Source organism: Streptomyces solicavernae (assembly GCF_029968095.1).
GTDB classification, from domain to species: Bacteria; Actinomycetota; Actinomycetes; order Streptomycetales; family Streptomycetaceae; genus Streptomyces; species Streptomyces solicavernae.
In genome coordinates this window covers 129,086-144,183 of the sequence record NZ_JASCIR010000013.1, presented here as the reverse complement: position 1 = coordinate 144,183, position 15,098 = coordinate 129,086, and the positions used below count along the sequence as shown (strand labels likewise).

Annotated in this window: 14 protein-coding genes; 2 read left to right on the top strand and 12 right to left on the bottom strand. The window is 70.2% G+C overall.

The genetic code is table 11. From position 1 onward, the window contains the following. Nucleotides 1–445: 445 nt before the first annotated feature. The 6 genes from QIS99_RS17390 to QIS99_RS17365 all read right to left on the bottom strand — a co-directional run bounded on the left by QIS99_RS17390 (nucleotide 446) and on the right by QIS99_RS17365 (nucleotide 5,776). On the bottom strand, nucleotides 446–1,120 hold the full coding sequence (locus tag QIS99_RS17390) for a response regulator (RefSeq protein ID WP_282514361.1): 675 nt from the start codon (nucleotides 1,118–1,120) through the stop codon (nucleotides 446–448). Further along, nucleotides 1,117–2,460: a sensor histidine kinase gene (locus QIS99_RS17385; RefSeq protein ID WP_282514359.1), complete on the bottom strand. Its 1,344-nt coding sequence runs from the start codon at nucleotides 2,458–2,460 to the stop codon at nucleotides 1,117–1,119. The genes QIS99_RS17390 and QIS99_RS17385 overlap by 4 nt, the downstream gene beginning before the upstream one ends. Before the next feature lie 80 nt (nucleotides 2,461–2,540). Continuing rightward, entirely contained in the window at nucleotides 2,541–3,386 is an 846-nt protein-coding gene (locus QIS99_RS17380; RefSeq protein ID WP_282514357.1) for an ABC transporter permease, read from the bottom strand. Next, nucleotides 3,383–4,351, bottom strand: a complete 969-nt coding sequence (locus tag QIS99_RS17375; protein WP_282514355.1) for an ABC transporter ATP-binding protein — start codon at nucleotides 4,349–4,351, stop codon at nucleotides 3,383–3,385. Before QIS99_RS17375 ends, QIS99_RS17380 begins: the two co-directional genes overlap by 4 nt. Nucleotides 4,352–4,545: 194 nt before the next feature. Then, nucleotides 4,546–4,764: a hypothetical protein gene (locus tag QIS99_RS17370; protein ID WP_282514353.1), complete on the bottom strand. Its 219-nt coding sequence runs from the start codon at nucleotides 4,762–4,764 to the stop codon at nucleotides 4,546–4,548. A gap of 220 nt (nucleotides 4,765–4,984) precedes the next feature. Beyond that, a complete protein-coding gene (locus tag QIS99_RS17365) occupies nucleotides 4,985–5,776 on the bottom strand; it encodes an IclR family transcriptional regulator (protein WP_282514352.1) in 792 nt (263 codons plus the stop codon). Nucleotides 5,777–6,124: 348 nt separating this feature from the next. Here QIS99_RS17365 and QIS99_RS17360 point away from each other — a divergent pair, with 348 nt between their 5' ends. Together QIS99_RS17360 and QIS99_RS17355 are read left to right on the top strand one after the other, a co-directional pair. Beyond that, nucleotides 6,125–6,535 (top strand): DUF6153 family protein, encoded by a 411-nt coding sequence (locus tag QIS99_RS17360; RefSeq protein ID WP_282514350.1) that lies wholly within the window; start codon nucleotides 6,125–6,127, stop codon nucleotides 6,533–6,535. Nucleotides 6,536–6,631: 96 nt separating this feature from the next. Beyond that, nucleotides 6,632–7,294: a DUF305 domain-containing protein gene (locus tag QIS99_RS17355; RefSeq protein WP_282514349.1), complete on the top strand. Its 663-nt coding sequence runs from the start codon at nucleotides 6,632–6,634 to the stop codon at nucleotides 7,292–7,294. A 202-nt stretch (nucleotides 7,295–7,496) separates the two neighbouring features. On the opposite strand, the gene QIS99_RS17350 is transcribed toward QIS99_RS17355, so the two are convergent. The 6 genes from QIS99_RS17350 to QIS99_RS17325 form a co-directional block, all read right to left on the bottom strand. After that, the gene (locus QIS99_RS17350) at nucleotides 7,497–8,267 is read right to left on the bottom strand and encodes an SDR family NAD(P)-dependent oxidoreductase (RefSeq protein WP_282514348.1); all 771 of its coding nucleotides are present in this window, start codon (nucleotides 8,265–8,267) and stop codon (nucleotides 7,497–7,499) included. A gap of 110 nt (nucleotides 8,268–8,377) precedes the next feature. After that, a complete protein-coding gene (locus QIS99_RS17345) occupies nucleotides 8,378–10,417 on the bottom strand; it encodes an NADH:flavin oxidoreductase (RefSeq protein WP_282514347.1) in 2,040 nt (679 codons plus the stop codon). Nucleotides 10,418–10,462: 45 nt separating this feature from the next. Further along, entirely contained in the window at nucleotides 10,463–12,109 is a 1,647-nt protein-coding gene (gene pruA, locus QIS99_RS17340) for an L-glutamate gamma-semialdehyde dehydrogenase (protein WP_282514346.1), read from the bottom strand. A 10-nt stretch (nucleotides 12,110–12,119) separates the two neighbouring features. Next, nucleotides 12,120–13,418, bottom strand: coding sequence for an NAD(P)/FAD-dependent oxidoreductase (locus QIS99_RS17335; RefSeq protein ID WP_282514345.1), 1,299 nt, complete (start codon nucleotides 13,416–13,418; stop codon nucleotides 12,120–12,122). 69 nt (nucleotides 13,419–13,487) lie between these two features. Further along, complete coding sequence (locus QIS99_RS17330) at nucleotides 13,488–13,892, bottom strand: RidA family protein (RefSeq protein WP_282514344.1); 405 nt, start codon at nucleotides 13,890–13,892, stop codon at nucleotides 13,488–13,490. Between the two features lie 114 nt (nucleotides 13,893–14,006). Beyond that, a complete protein-coding gene (locus QIS99_RS17325; protein ID WP_282514343.1) occupies nucleotides 14,007–15,059 on the bottom strand; it encodes a proline racemase family protein in 1,053 nt (350 codons plus the stop codon). Nucleotides 15,060–15,098: the final 39 nt, after the last annotated feature.

Sequence of the window (15,098 nt, the reverse complement as noted above, 5' to 3'; positions counted from 1 at the left end):
ACGCAGTGCCCGTTCGCTGACCCGCTCGAAGGGAGTGTCACCATGACCGCCGCCGCGCGCCCGAGCCGGAGACCTCGCGCGAGGAAGTCGACCGCCGCTGTTCGCAGGCGGCGCAGGCAGCCCCGCTGTGGGAGAGGTTCCCGCCCGAGGCGCGGGCGGGCGAGACCGGCTGCGGCAAGGAATGGCTGGCCGGTGAAGTCCGCCGTACGACGGGGAAGTTGAGGTCTCGTCCGCCCGCGCTGCCGCCGGCTCGGCCAGGACCTCCGGCAGCACCGGGTCGTCGATCGCCGTGACGGGGGAGACGAGCGGCTGTTCCAGTCCTGCCGCAGATGCGTACACCTCACCCCGCCGGCCGGATGGGCCCACCACAGGTCGCGGTGATCACCGTAGATGTGCCGGGGCCAGGCCGGTTTCCGATGGTTCTTGCGTGGCAGGGCAGGGGCGGTCAGTCGGGGCTGCCCGGCCGGGCGAGTCCCAGGTCGTAGGCGAGGATCACGGCCTGAATCCGGTCTCGGGCGCCGATCTTCGCCAAGACGCGTCCGACGTGGGTCTTCACGGTGGACTCGGAGAGCACGAGGCGTTCGGCGATCTCGCCGTTGGTCCAGCCGCGGCCGATGGCGACGAGGATCTCGCGTTCGCGCTCGGTGAGGGAGCTCAGCCGGGGGTCGGCGGCGGCCTGGTCGTCGGGGCGGCCCGGCAGCTGGTGGGCGAAGGAGTCCAGGAGGCGGCGGGTGAGGCTGGGGGCAATGACGGCGTCGCCGCAGGCGACCGCGCGGATCCCGGCCAGCAGTTCCTCCGGGAGGGCGTCTTTGAGGAGGAAGCCGCTGGCTCCGGCGCGCAGCGCGGCGTGGGCGTACTCGTCGAGGTCGAAGGTGGTGAGGACCAGGACACGGGAGCGTCCGCCCGACTCGACGATACGGCGGGTGGCCTCGATGCCGTCCATGCCGGGCATGCGGACGTCCATGAGGACCACGTCGGGGCGCAGTTCGGCGGTCTGGCGGACTGCTACGGCGCCGTGGGCGGCCTCGCCGACGACCTCGGTCTCGGGGTTGCTCTCCAGCAGCATGCGAAACCCCAGGCGCTGCAGTGGCTGGTCGTCGACGATGAGGACGGTGGTCATGGTGTGTCGGCCGTTCGTGGCAGAGGGGAGGTGGGGGGCGCGGCAAGGTGGAGTACTGCCTCCACGCGCCAGCCGCGGCCCGGTCGGGGTCCGGCCGTGACCGTTCCGCCGTAGAGGGCGGCCCGCTCCCTCATCCCTGCGATGCCGTGCCCCTCTCCTTGAGTCGGGCGGTGCGCGGGGAGCCGGTGGTTACCTGCCGGTCCGGTGTCGTCGATGCGGATGTGCAGCTTGCTCTCTTCCAGGGCCACGGTGAGCTGGGCCTGGGTGTCGGTTCCGGCGTGTTTGAGAGTGTTGGTGAGCGCCTCCTGCACGATCCGGTAGGCGGTCAGCTGGATGCCGGAGTTGAGGGTGTCCGGCTGCCCGGCGGTGCGGAAGATGAGCTGCGGTCCGGCGGCGCGGACCCGCTCGCACAGGGCGTCGAGGTCAGCGATGCCGGGCTGTGGGCTGAGTACGGCCGCCCGTGCAACGTCCTGGCCGTCTCCTGTCTTCTCGCCGTGCTGCTCGTGCAGCACGGCAAGAGTGCGGCGTAGCTCGCCGAGGGCCTGGCGACTGGTGCCGGAGATCAGCTCAAGGGCCTGTTTGCTGCGTTCGGGGGCGACATCGGCCGCGTGGGCGCCGCCGTCGGCGAGGCCGATGATGACGGCGAGGTTGTGGCCGACGATGTCATGCATCTCGCGGGCGATGCGGGCGCGTTCGGCGGCGGTGGCCAGCCTGCTGCGCTGGTCGCGTTCGACTTCGAGCCGCGCCGCGCGCTCCTTGAGTGCCGTCAGGTAGATCCAGCCGAGCCGGACACCCAGCCCGGAGGCGACGGCGGCCATTGTGGCGCTGCCCAGGAAGAACAGGATGACGAGCGGGGACAGCGGGTCACTCACCCGCAGCGCCGAGAGCAGCAGGGCGGCGAGCATGGCGGCGCAGGCGAAGCCCAGGTGCCGCAGTCTGCCGTACCGGGCCAGGCTGTAGAGGGCGATGAACAGCACGATGAACAGCGCGATATCGCTGTGCAGCGAGATGTTCAGAGGCAGCTGAACCAGGAAGAGTGCCAGCATGAGGGCGAAGACCGCAGAGGGCGCCCGGCGCCGCCACAGTAGCGGCAGGATCAGCGCGAGCTGCACCACGGCCACTCCGTACCCGGGCAGACGCACGGTCCCGACCACCGGCGCATGGCCCAGGCCCGCATGCAGGTCGAGCAGGCCGAAGAGCAACAGGGCGGCTCCCACCAGCGCGGCGTCCAGCATCCACGGCCGCTGCCGGTCGGCGCGCCGCAGCCGCCGTCCGGCATCCACCAGCCAGGCGACCTGCGGATGGGCCCACAGCGGGTCCTCGGTCATCACGAATGTCACCTGCCCATCGTCACCTGTCCCCGCAGGTGGCACCCCCAGGGTATTTCCGGGGGTGCCACGCGTGGTCCGTGATCTCCTGCTCAGGCGTCGCTGCGCTTGAGTCGCCAGGCGCCACCGGCCAGCACCAGCACCGTCCAGCCGGCCAGCACCGCGAGACCTGCCGTGGGCGACAGATCAGTACTGGCCGGGGAGATGGCGTACATCGACCCGCCCGCATTGGAGGGCAGGTACGGGCTGACGTCGTTCTCCCAGGAGGACGGCAGCAGCGCGACCAGGCCGGGGACCAGCAGCAGCGTGGCGACCAGCACGGCGATGCCGCCGGCGGCTGAGCGCAGCAGAGCGCCCAGGGCGAGACCGATCACGGCGACCAGGGCGAGGTAGAGCCCGCCGCCCAGCAGGCTGCGTACCACGCCCGCGCTGGACAGGGAGAGCGCCACCGGCGTGCCGGAGATGATGCGCGCGCCGATCCCGAACGCGGCGAACGCACCGATCGCGCCGACGACCAGGGCGACCGGACCGACCACCGCCGCTTTGGCCCACAGCACCGGCAGCCGGCGCGGCACCGCGGCCAGCGTCGAGCGGATCAGGCCGGTGGAGTACTCCCCGGCGGCTACCAGGACGCCCAGGACCCCCAGCACCAGCTGGCCGAAGTTGATCCCGAACAGGGCGAGGCCCACGCCAGTGTCACCGGCGAAGTGCCCCCGCAGCTGCCCGTACGTCGTGAGCTGATTCTTGGCCTGCATCGCGGCGATCACGCCGAAGGCCACCATGAACAGCAGCGCCAGGCCGAGGGCGATCCAGGTCGAGCGCAGCGACCAGAACTTGGCCCACTCCGAGCGCAGCACCCGCAGCGACGTCACCTTGTAGGGAGGCCGTGCGGTGGCGAAGAGCTGCGCGGAGGAAGGGCTGGGGGCGGCGGTGTTCATGCGGTGCTCCCGTTCTTCGCGGCCTGGTCGTCCGCACCTGCGGCGGTCCGGGCGAGGGGGGTGCTGCCGTGGTATTCGACGGCGTCGCTGGTGAGGTCCATGAACGCCTGCTCCAGCGAGACGGGCACGGGGGTGAGCTCGTACAGCGCGATCCCGGCCGCTGCGGCCCTGCTCCCGATCTCGCGCGCGGGCAGGCCCGTGACCTCAAGTTCCTCCGAACCCGTGCGGTCGGTGATTGCGACGCCCGGCCCGGCCAGCAGCTCGCGCAGGCGGGCGGGGTCGGCACCGGCCACCTTCACCCGGTCGCCGCCGGCCTGGCGGATGAGGTCGTGGACGGTGGTGTCGGCCAGCAGCCGGCCCCGGCCGATGATGATCAGGTGGTCGGCCACCTGCGCGACCTCGCTCATCAGATGGGAGGAGACGAAAACGGTGCGGCCCTCGGCGGCGAGGCTGGTGAGCAGGTCGCGGATCCAGCGCACGCCCTCGGGATCCAGGCCGTTGACGGGTTCGTCCAGGATGATGGTGGCCGGGTCGCCGAGCAGCGCGGCGGCGATGCCGAGCCGCTGGCCCATGCCGAGCGAGAACGCACCGGCCCGCTTCTGCGCGACTGCTTGCAGGCCGGTCAGCTCGATAACCTCCTCCACCCGGCGGCGAGGGATGCCGTGCGTGTACGCCAGTCCCATCAGGTGGGCGAAGGCGGAGCGGCCGGGGTGGACCGACTTGGCCTCCAGCAGTGCGCCGACCTCCTGCAGGGGGGCGGCGTACTGTGCGTAGCGGCGGCCGTTGATGTGCGCGGTGCCGCCGGTGGGGGCGTCCAGGCCCAGGATCAGGCGCATGGTCGTGGACTTGCCCGCGCCGTTGGGGCCGAGGAACCCGGCGACGCCACCGGGTTTGACCGTGAAGTCGAGCCGGTCGACCGCCGTCTTCTCCCCGTACCGTTTCGTCAAGTGCCGCGACTCGATCATCGAATGTTCCTCGTCTTCGGTGGCCGGATCGGTACCGGCTGCATACGCCGTCCACGCTAGGAGCGGGTGTTGTGCCACGTGTCGTACCCGGGTGCTGTCCTGAGCGGGGGCGTCGTACCGCGGTACTACGTGAATTGAGCCGGGCGATCACGTGCGTGATGAGCGCGGACTTTCACAGCGGGACGGCTTGGCCGTCAGTGCATGCCGCCCATGCTGCCGCCGGCCAGGTGCATGAGCAGGACGACCACGATGAGGACGATGACGGCAATCCCGAAAACCTTCACCCGGCGCGGCATGTGGTCGGGCGGTGGGGCCTCGTCATGGCCGGGTGCGTAGGGCCGAAGGGGGCGATGGCCAGGGCCGTGATGCCCGGGGGCGTGGTGCCCAGGGCCGTGGGCGGGCTCGTCGGTCATGGCTGTCTCCCGGTGCTGTCGGACGGTGCGGGCGGTCGCCACCCACGCTAGGAGCGCGCGCCGTGCCCCATTTCGTACCCGGGTGCCGTCCTGGGCGGGGGCCGTCGTACCCCGGTACTACAGGCGTGGGCGTGGCCGGTTCGCTCCTTCACCAGATGCTGCGCTCGGTCCTCAACTGCGCCGACAGGGTGACCGTCAACTCGACGTCGGGCGGGCCCCGTCAGTCCGACTCGTCCCAGAGCGCAGCGGCGAGGCGTTCCACCGTGCTGCGCATCAGCTCCAGGGTGGCGGGGATCTGTTCACGCGTAAGGCGGTAGCGCGGGCCGTTCACGGTCAGGATCGCGATCAGCTCACCGGCCGGGTCCCGCACCGGCCGCGACAGCGAAAGCAAGCCCTCCTCCAGCTCGTTGTCGATGATCCCGTACCCCTGCTCCCGTACCTGGTCCAGCTCCCGCAGCAGCCGGGCACGGTCGGTGATCGTGCTCTCGGTGAACGCCTCAAGCCGCTCCGGCAGCAGCGCGGACACCCGCTCCCGCCCCAGCTCGGCCAGGAACACCTTGCCCGTCGAGCTGGCGTGCAGCGGGTAGTGCTGGCCTCGCATGCCCTGGTTCGTCGCGCCGACGACGTGCGATCCGTACGCCTCGGCGATCAGCTCCAGGCCGTCGTCCGGCGTGGCCACGGACAGGGTGACCGACTCGTTGAGGTGGTCGGCCATCTCCTGCAGCAACGGCTGCGCCCGCTGTGCGACGCCGGAGTACGGGTCCGCGTACCGGCCGAGCCGGGCCAGCTCCCAGCCGAGCACGTAGTTGTTGTCGATCCGGTCCACAAGGCCCGTGTGCTCCAGGCTCAGCAGCAGCCGGAACGCGGTCGGCCGGGACATCCCCACGGCTTTCGCCAGCACGGTCACGGTGGCACCACCCCGCGGCTGGGCCGCCAGCTCCCGCAGCAGTCGTGCCGCCTTGACCACGGACTTGTTGGTCAGCTCTGCGGCTGCGCTGGAGTCATCGCTCATCGGAAACCTCTCGGCGGCTGGGGCGACGTGCGGCGGAGGGCTACAGCGTAGTGAGCGCCCGTTCGCATGGTGAACGCGAGAGGTTGCGCGACCCGGGGTGACCCTGATCACACACCGACACGCACTACGTGGACACGCTCACCGACCTCAATCGCCGAGCACCTCGCCCCACCCTCCTCGTGTCCAGCCGCGGGCGAGGCGGGAACCCCGGCTACCCTCGCGGACCGGGGCGCGACCAACAGCGTGAACGCGACAGCGGCACCGGTGCGTGGGGGCGACCCCGCCTGTACGAGTCCGGTGCCGCGCACCCGGAGTCGGTTCGGTAGCCTCGGCAGCGGAGGTTCGGCGATGAGCGTGAGCAGGTGCGTACGAGCGGGCGGTGCCATGGCGCACCTGCTGCTGGTCGTCGTGCTCGCGTTCGGTGTGTTCGTGATGCACACCGTCGGACATCCCGACGAGTCCTCCGGTGCCGGGATGAGCGTTGGCGCGCACGCCTCGCACGGCGCGGCCGCCGGGTACGAGGCCGGCACAGCCCAGCACTCCTCGGCGGACGAACCCGCCTCCGGCCCGGCCATGGACATGACGTCGCTGTGCGTCGCCGTGCTCGGTGTGTGGGCGCTCGCGGCGCTGCTGTACGCGGCGTTCACCCGCCGTCCCGGTTGGCTGGCGGAGCTCCTGGCACGGACCGTCGTCGCGCTGCGGCCCAACGCGCCGCCACCGAGACCCGATCTCACCCAGCTGTCAGTCCTGCGGATCTAGGCCGAACCGTCCGCGCGGGCGCGGTTTCGTGCTGCCCCGCGTGCGCTCACGTACGCCGAACAGACCCGCAGTACCGACACCCAGAGGTGTATCGACATGAGCTCCATCAACCGCACTCTCCGCCGCCGCATCGCGCTCGCCGGCGTGGTGGCCGCCGGATCCCTGCTGCTTGCCGCGTGCGGCAACGACGACGGCATGGACGGCATGGACCACGGATCGGACTCCACCGCCGCGGCGTCCGAGGAGCCGGGCAAGGACGCGGGCGCGTCCGCCGACTTCAACGACGCGGACGTCGCCTTCGCCCAGGGCATGATCCCGCACCACCAGCAGGCCATCGAGATGTCCGAGCTGGCCGAGACCCGGGCCTCCGACGCGGAGATCAAGAAGCTGGCCGGGCAGATCAAGAAGGCCCAGGGCCCGGAGATCAAGACCCTTCAGGGCTGGCTGAAGTCCTGGGGCAAGCCCACCGAGGCGGACTCCGGCATGGATCACTCCGAGCACGGTGGCATGGGTGGCATGGGTGGCATGGACGGCATGATGTCCGAGCAGGACATGAAGGACCTTGCGGCCGCCAAGGGCGCGAAGTTCGACCGCGCCTTCGCCGAGATGATGATCGAGCACCACAACGGCGCGATCACGATGGCGGAGGACGAGAAGAAGAACGGCAGGAGCGCGGACGCGAAGAAGATGGCCGACGCCATCATCAAGGGCCAGTCCGCCGAGGTCGACCAGTTCGAGAAGATCCTCGACCGGATCTGACCTCGCCGTCACCGGCACACCGCCCGGGCTCCGCGCTCGCCCCGTCCGGCAGCGCGGTCCCGGGCGGTGCCCTGGCTCACGAGGCGGCTCACCAAGCGGCTCACGAAGCGGCTCACGAAGCGGCCAGGAGACGGGCACAAGCCTCACCGCCCGTCGTCAGGTGGAGTTCGGAGGGACGTGTTCGTTCCGTCGTGCGTTCCGGTCACCGCGTGGCAGTCGTGACAGTCCAGGGATTGCGGGTTCCGACGGTCCAGCCGCCGTCGACGAGGATCTCGGCGCCGCTGCAGTACGAGCTCTCCTCCGAGGCGAGGAACGCGGCGACCGTGGCGATCTCGCGCGCCTGGCCGATGCGGCCCAGCGGGGCCTTGTCGTACTCGATCGGGACCACACCGCTCGGGGCGCCCATCTCGGTGGCCACACCGCCGGGGTGGATCATGTTGACGCGGATGCCGAGCGGCCCCAACTCCCCCACCGCGGCCTTGGACATGGCGAGGAGCGCCGACTTGGTGGACGCGTACGCCGCGGTCAGGTCCAGTGGGGCGAACGACGAGACCGACACGATGTTGACGATCGCTCCGCCGCCGGTCTCGGCCATGTGCGGGGCGAGGGTCTGCATGCCGAGGAACACGCCGATCTGATTCACGTCGATGAGCTTGCGGTAGCGGTCGAGCGGGGTCTCGGTGAGCGCGCCCTGGAAGTAGATGCCGGCGTTGTTGACCAGGATGTCCACCTGGCCGAACGTCTGCTTGGCGGCGGCGAGGGCCGCGGCCCACTGACCGGGGTCGCTGACGTCGAGGTGCACGGCGAGCGCCTTGTCCTCGCCCAGGTCGGCCACGAGCTTCTGCGCGTCGTCGTCGAGTACGTCCGCGATGACGACCTTCGCGCCGCGTTCGACGAACAGGCGGGCCTCCGCCTCGCCCTGGCCGCGGGCGGCACCGGTGATGAGTGCGACCTTGCCGGTGAGGTCAGCCATGGTTCTCTCCGATCGTGAGGGATTGTTCAAGTGGTGCTGCAGGGAAAGGAGTTGAAGGGAGATAAGGGGAGTTGAAGGGAGCTGAGAGGAGCTGAGAGGAGTTGAGAGGGTCAGATGGCCCGGCACAGGCGGTAGGCGTCGAGGATCGCCGCGTGGATGTTGCGGCTGGTGACGGCGTCGCCCACGCGGAAGAGCCGGAAGGCGCCGTCCTCGTTGTGGACGATCTGCTGTGGCCTGAGACCGAGGAGCGCGTCCTGGTCGACGGCGCCGTGGTTGATCGAGTGCTTCTTCAGCTCGAAGTACACGTCGTCGACGGGGGTCGTGCCGTGCTCGACGACGAGCTGGTCGACGGTGCGGGTCTCGGTCGTCTCGCCGTACGCGTTGGTGAGGGTCACGGTCAGGCGTCGGTCCGCACCCCGACTCACGTACGTAACACGGGAGTTGAGGGTCAGGCGGACCTTCCGGCGGGCGAACGACGAGAGGTATGCGGGGTAGTTGGTGCCACCGAGCAGGGGTGCGATCACCCGCTCCGGGGTGACGAGCTCCACCTCGGCGCCGCATTCGGCGATGATCTCGGCGGCGCTCATCCCTGCGTGGTCGCCGTTGTCGTCGTAGACGAGTACGGACTTCGCGGGCTTGACCTCGCGGGTGAGGATCTGCCAGCTGTCGGTGATCAGGTTCGGGGGGCCGTCGACGCACTCGGTGTTGGGGATGCCGCCGGTGGCGACGATGACGATGTCCGGGCGGTGGTCCAGGACGTCGGAGGCCTCCGCGTACGTATTGCAGCGGATCTTCACGCCGAGGCGATGGCACTCCTCGACGCGCCAGTCGACGATGCCGATGAGGTCCCGTCGGCGCGGTGCCGCCGCGGCGATCGCGATCTGGCCGCCGGGCTTGCTGCCCGCTTCCAGGACGGTGACCTGGTGGCCGCGTTCCGCGAGGACCCGGGCCGCCTCCAGGCCCGCGGGTCCTGCGCCGACGACTACGGCCGACTTCGGCCGGGGCGCCACCGGGATCTCGTGCGGCAGCACCGTCTCGCGGCCCGTCGCCGGGTTGTGCAGGCAGAGCGCGTCGCCGCCCTCGTAGATGCGGTCGATGCAGTAACCCGCCCCGACGCAGGGCCGGATGCGGTCCTCCTGTCCCTCGGCGAGGCGGCGCATCAGGTGCGGGTCGGCGATGTGTGCGCGGGTCATGCCGACCAGGTCGACCAGACCCTCGCGGACGGCATGCCTGGCCGTGGGCAGGTCGGCGATGCGGCCCGCGTGCATCACCGGGACGCCGAGTTCGCGCTTGACCTCACCGGCGAAGTCGAGGTCGGGGGCCGCGGGGGTGCCCATGGGGGCGATGACCCGCGCGAGGTTGCGGTCGGTGTCGAGGCTGCCGCGCAGGACGCTGAGGAAGTCGATGCCCTCGGCGGTCATGCGGCGGGCGACCTCCAGGCCGTCCGCCGCGGTGAGTCCGCCCGGCCGGGCCTCGTCGACGGCCATGCGCAGGCCTACGACGAAGTCGTCCCCCACCCGTTCCCGTACGGCGCGAACCACGGCGAGCGGGAGGCGGAGCCTGCGCTCGAAGTCGCCGCCCCACTCGTCGTCCCGGTGGTTGGTCGCCGGGGACCAGAACTGGTCGAGCAGGTGCCCGTTGCCCATCAGCTCGATGCCGTCCAGGCCACCGGCCTTGCAGCGCTCCGCCGCGTCCGCGTACGCGGCGATGACGCGCTCGATGTCCCAGTCCTCGGCGGCCTTCGGGAACGCACGGTGCTGGGGTTCGCGGTCGCCCGAGGCGGAGATGACGGGCAGCCAGTCCCCCTCGTAGTTGCTGGTCCGGCGCCCGGCATGCGTCACCTGGCACATCACCAGGGTGTCGTGCTCGTGCACCGCGTCCGAGATCGCCCGGAAGTACGGGACGACCTCGTCGCGGAACAGCGCGATGTTGTTCACGAAGGCCGGAGACTCCGGCGCCACGCACGCCGCGCCCCCCATCATCGTCAGCGCGAGCCCGCCCTTGGCCTTCTCCAGGTGGTAGCGGAGGTAGCGCTCCTTGGGCATGCCGTCCTGCGCGTAGGCCGGCTCGTGCGAAGTGCTGACCACGCGGTTCTTCAGGCGCAGGCGCCCCAGGTCGAAGGGGTCGAGCAGCGGATCGTTGAGGGGCATGACGTACTCCGATGTACGAAGACGGGGCAGCGGGCGTGCGGGCGGTCAGGCGCCCATGTACGGGTAGCGGTAGTCGGTGTCGGGGGCGAGGTTCTCCTTGACGAAGCGGCCGCTCACCCAGCGCTGCAGGGCCAGGGGTGAGCCGATCTTGTCGTTGGTGCCGGAGGCACGGGCGCCCGCGAACTGCTGCTTGCCGATGGACATTCCGGCGGGCTTGTCGTTGATGGCGAGGTAGCCGGAGGCGTCGCGGAGGATGTCGAGGGCCTCCGCGACCGCCTTGCGGTCGCCCGCGTAGACGGAGGCGGTCAGGCCGTACTGGCTGGTGCGGTCGGCGAGCTTGAGCGTCTGCGTCCAGTCCTTGTCGTCGTAGACGTAGACGGTCAGGAGCGGGCCGAAGAACTCGGTGCTGAGGGCGAACGACGTCGGGTCGGTGGTCTCGAAGACCGTCGGACGGACGAAGTAGCCGGTCTCCTTCGACGTGGTGCCACCCGCGATCAGGGTGTGGTCGTCGAGGGAGTTTGCGCGCTCGATCGCCGCGGCGAGACGGTCGTGGGCGACCTCGTCGATCACGGCGCCGAGGAAGGTGGGGTGGTCGGCGACGTCACCGACCACGAGTGAGTCGATCTGTTCGGCGAGCCTGCCCTTCAGCTTGGTCCAGATGCTGCGCGGAATGTAGGCGCGTGAGGCGGCGGAGCACTTCTGGCCCTGGAACTCGAAGGCGCCGCGGGTCATGCCGGTCAGCAGGGCCTGCATGTCGGCGGAGGGGTGCGCGATGATCGCGTTCTTGCCGCCTGTCTCCCCGACGACGCGCGGGTAGCCCTTGTACGTGTCGATGTGGTCGGCGACCTTCTTCCACAGCTGCCGGAAGACCTGGGTCGAGCCGACGAAGCTGAGACCGGCGAGGTTCGGGTCGGCGAGCGCGATGTCGGTGACCATTTTTCCGTCGCCGTGCACGCAGTTGATGACACCGGGCGGGACCCCGGCCTCCTCGAAGATGCGGCGGACGACGTCCGTGCTCACCGCCGACTTCTCCGACGGCTTCCACACGACGGTGTTGCCCATCATGGCGGCCATCGCAGGCAGGTTGCCGGCGATGTTGGTGAAGTTGAACGGGCTCACCGCGAGGACGAAGCCCTCAAGACCGCGCTGGTCCAGGTAGTTCTGCTCGCCCTGGGTGGACTTGGGCTGGCGGGTGTAGATCTCCTCGGCGTAGTGCGCGTTGAAGCGGATCAGGTCCGCCAGCTCGCAGACGCCGTCGATCTCCGACTGGTGGTACGTCTTCGACTGGTTGAGCATGGTGGCCGCGTTGACCTCGTCGCGGTACTTGCCGGTCATCAGCTCGGCGGCCCGCAGGAAGATCGACACCCGCTCGTACCAGGGGGTGCGCGACCAGTCGTGGCGAGCATCGAGGGAGGCTTCGATGGCGGCGCGTACGTGGGACTCGTCGGCGAGGCTCAACCGGCCGAGCACACGCTGGTGGTCGTGGGGCGAGACGACCGGCTGGGTGGTGGCCGTCTCGAAGACCTTGCCGCCGATGGAGAGGGGGATCGACTGCGTCAGGTCGCCGATCCGCTTGATCTCCGCCTGGAGCGAAAGGGCCTCCGCCGATCCGGGGCGGTACTCGTGGACGGGCTCGTTCTCGGGTGCGGGGACGTGGAAGTTGCCGGTGAGGGGGTGGTTGGCGCCGGTCATGGTGGTGCTCCTAGTCGTTGATCAGGCGTTCTGCGTACGGGAGTTGCGTACGGGAGTTGCGTGCGCGGAAGCGGGTGAGGCGGAAGGGCGCGAGGAGGGGTTGTTCCTCCTGGAGGGCGATCTCGCGGGCGGCGAGCGCTCCGGTGGCGGGGCCGAGAGTGACGCCGAGGGTGCCGTGTCCGGTCGCCACGTAGAGGCCGGGCAGTCCCGGGACCGGGCCGATGACGGGCGTGTCGTCCACGGTGGTGGAACGGTGGCCCACCCACTCGTGCTCGATGTCGGTGGGACGCCAGGTGTCCAGGTAGCTCGTGCCGTGCCGGACGACCATGTCGAGCCGCTTGCGGTTGAGGTCGAAGTCGCGGCGTCCGACGTCGAAGGTGCCCGACAGGCGTACGGAGTTGCCGAAGGGTGAGCAGGCGACCATGTGCTCGTACAGCTTGAGGGGGTGCGCGGGCGCGAGCCCCTCGCCGTACGCCGTCATGCTGGTGCCCTTGGCGGCCTCAAGCGGGACGTTCACACCGAGGGGCTTGAGCAGCGCGCGGGTGGCGAAACCGGCGGCGAGGACGACGTGGTCGGCGTCCAACTCCCGGCCCTCGGCGGTGTCGACGGCCCACTTGCCCACTGCGGGCAGCCGGGTGATGCGTCGGACCGGGTCACCCTCGATGACCTCTCCGCCGTTCGTCACGAGGGCCTTGGCGAGACCTGCGGTGAGGGTTTCGGGCCGTACGTGCCGCTCGCTCACGAGGTGCAGCACGCCGGCGACATCGCGGCTGATCGCCGGGTCGAAGGCCACGACGTCCGAGCCGCGGTGGACGGCGATCTCGCCCTCGTACCCCAACGACCGTATTTTCCCGGCCAGTTGCTCGTAGTGGGCGAGGTTGTCCGCCTGCTTGAACACGACCGCGAGGCCGTCGGTGTGGTGCTCGAAGCTCACCCCCCTTTCGAGGAGCGAGTCGACGTGGTCGTGGGCGTGCCGGGCGAACTTCTGGAGTGCTGCCGTCGCGCGGGCGCTGCGCTGCTGGTTGCTGGCCCGCAGGAACTGCGCCACCCAGGAGGCGAAGCCGAGTTCCAGGTGCGGGCGCATCCGGGCGGGCCCCTCCGTGCTGGTGAAGCTGCGGACCGCATCGCGTACGGCGCCGGGGGCCGCACGGGGTGCGGAGAGGAAGGGCGTGATCCACCCGGCGTTGCCTGCCGAGGCCGCGGCGCCCGCGGCGCCTGCGTCGACGACTGTGAGCTGGTGGCCGAGTTCGGAGAGTTCGTAGGCGCACGAGAGTCCGATGACGCCCGCGCCGATGACGGTGATCTTCACTGGTCTGTTCCTGCCTGCTCGTACGGGAGGGCTCGACTCAGGGACGGCTCGCCTCAGGGACGGCTCGCCTCAGGCCTGCCGCCGGTACGCCACCGCTTCGAACTCCACGCGCACGTGGCCGCGGAAGCGGGAGACCTCGACGGTGGTCCTGGCGGGCTTGCCGTGGACGTTCACGACTTCCTCGTAGACCTTGTTGAGCTCCGGCAGCCGCTCGATGTCGGAGACATAGCCGTTGATCTTGAGGACCGTCGACCAGTCGGCGCCTGCCGCGTTCAGCTGGCTCTCCAGGTTCGCCAGGGCGGCGCGGACCTGGTCGTCGAAGTCGGCCGGGCAGGTGCCGTCCGGCTGGGTGGGCAGCGCGCCGCTCGTCCAGACCAGGTGGCCCAGGGCGACGGCTGCGGAGTAGGGGGCCGTCGCCGGGGTGGAGTCGAGGGTGATGAGTTCCCGGCCGGCGGCGTCGTCGTGCGTGGTCATGGGTGCTTCCTTTGCGGTGCTTGCTTCGGTGCGCTTGCGGGCTTCTGTGCGCTTGCGGGCTTCGGTTCGCTTACGGGCTTCGGTGCGCTTACGAGAGGGGAGGCGGCGTCGGGGTCACGCCCAGAGGTCGCCCACGGTGAAGCCCTCGGTGAAGGGGTCCTCGGGGTCGAGGACATGGGTGCTGTAGCCGGTGATCCAGGACTGGCCTCCGACGGTCGGCACGACCGCGTCGTACGGGCCGACCTTGGTCTTGCGGACCAGCTCGCCGGTGTAGACCGTGCCGAGCACGCCCTCGTGGCGGAACTGCTGGTGCAGGGCGAGTTCGCCCTTGGCGTGCAGGGTGGCCATGCGGGCGCAGGTGCCGGTGCCGCAGGGGCAGCGGTCTACGGAACCGGTCCAGGTGGCGGGGTTGTCGAAGTCGACCGGGCCGCTCGCCATGGTCACGGCGTTCTTGCGGTCGGCGGCGGGGTTGGCGGTCGGCCCGGAGAGCTGGGAGATGGTGATGCCGATGCCCGGGTAGTCGGGGTGCTCCACGGGCAGCTGGTCCTGCGCGGCCCGGAGGATGAGCGAGGAGACCCGGGCGATCTCCGCGCCCTGTTCCGGGACGAGCTCCAGCCGGTCGAACTGCCGCACATCGGCGATGACGTAGAACATGCCGCCCCAGCCGACGTCGACGGTCACCTTGCCGAGCTCGGGGACGGCGATCTTCGCGTCGAGGTGCGCGGCGAAGGCCGGGACGTTCTCGAACGTGACGTTCTTGACCTTGCCGTTCCTGCACTCGGCCCGGATGCCGATGAGCCCTGCGGGGGACTCGATTTTGAACTCGGTGACCGGCTCCTGCATCGGGATCATCCCGGTCTCAAGGAGGACGGTGGCGACGGAGATGGTGTTGCCGCCGCTCATCACGGGGTACTCGACCTGCTCCATGACGATGAAACCGGCCGCCGCGTCCGGGTGCTTCGGCGGCACGATGAGGTTGCAGCACAGGGGCGGGTAGCCGCGCGGCTCGCGCAGCATGAGCTTGCGGAGCTGGTCGTCGTTCTCCTTGAGCCACTTCATCTGCTCGTAGACGGTGTCGCCGGGGATGTTGGGGACTCCCCCGGTGATGACGCGCATCGGTTCGCCCGAGTGCGTCTCGACCGCGTGGATCATTCGCTTGAAAGACATGGTGGCTGCGTTTCCTTTGCTGCCTCTGGCTACGAACTG

Bases quoted from the DNA above. Each gene is read 5' to 3' on its own strand.
- QIS99_RS17370 (WP_282514353.1), bottom strand. From the start codon at position 4,764: ATGACCGACGAGCCCGCCCACGGCCCTGGGCACCACGCCCCCGGGCAT.
- QIS99_RS17345 (WP_282514347.1), bottom strand. From the start codon at position 10,417: ATGCCCCTCAACGATCCGCTGCTCGACCCCTTCGACCTGGGGCGCCTG.
- QIS99_RS17360 (WP_282514350.1), top strand. From the start codon at position 6,125: ATGAGCGTGAGCAGGTGCGTACGAGCGGGCGGTGCCATGGCGCACCTG.
- QIS99_RS17350 (WP_282514348.1), bottom strand. From the start codon at position 8,267: ATGGCTGACCTCACCGGCAAGGTCGCACTCATCACCGGTGCCGCCCGC.
- QIS99_RS17375 (WP_282514355.1), bottom strand. From the start codon at position 4,351: ATGATCGAGTCGCGGCACTTGACGAAACGGTACGGGGAGAAGACGGCG.
- QIS99_RS17390 (WP_282514361.1), bottom strand. From the start codon at position 1,120: ATGACCACCGTCCTCATCGTCGACGACCAGCCACTGCAGCGCCTGGGG.
- QIS99_RS17380 (WP_282514357.1), bottom strand. From the start codon at position 3,386: ATGAACACCGCCGCCCCCAGCCCTTCCTCCGCGCAGCTCTTCGCCACC.
- QIS99_RS17330 (WP_282514344.1), bottom strand. From the start codon at position 13,892: ATGACCACGCACGACGACGCCGCCGGCCGGGAACTCATCACCCTCGAC.
- pruA (WP_282514346.1), bottom strand. From the start codon at position 12,109: ATGACCGGCGCCAACCACCCCCTCACCGGCAACTTCCACGTCCCCGCA.
- QIS99_RS17325 (WP_282514343.1), bottom strand. From the start codon at position 15,059: ATGTCTTTCAAGCGAATGATCCACGCGGTCGAGACGCACTCGGGCGAA.
- QIS99_RS17355 (WP_282514349.1), top strand. From the start codon at position 6,632: ATGAGCTCCATCAACCGCACTCTCCGCCGCCGCATCGCGCTCGCCGGC.
- QIS99_RS17365 (WP_282514352.1), bottom strand. From the start codon at position 5,776: ATGAGCGATGACTCCAGCGCAGCCGCAGAGCTGACCAACAAGTCCGTG.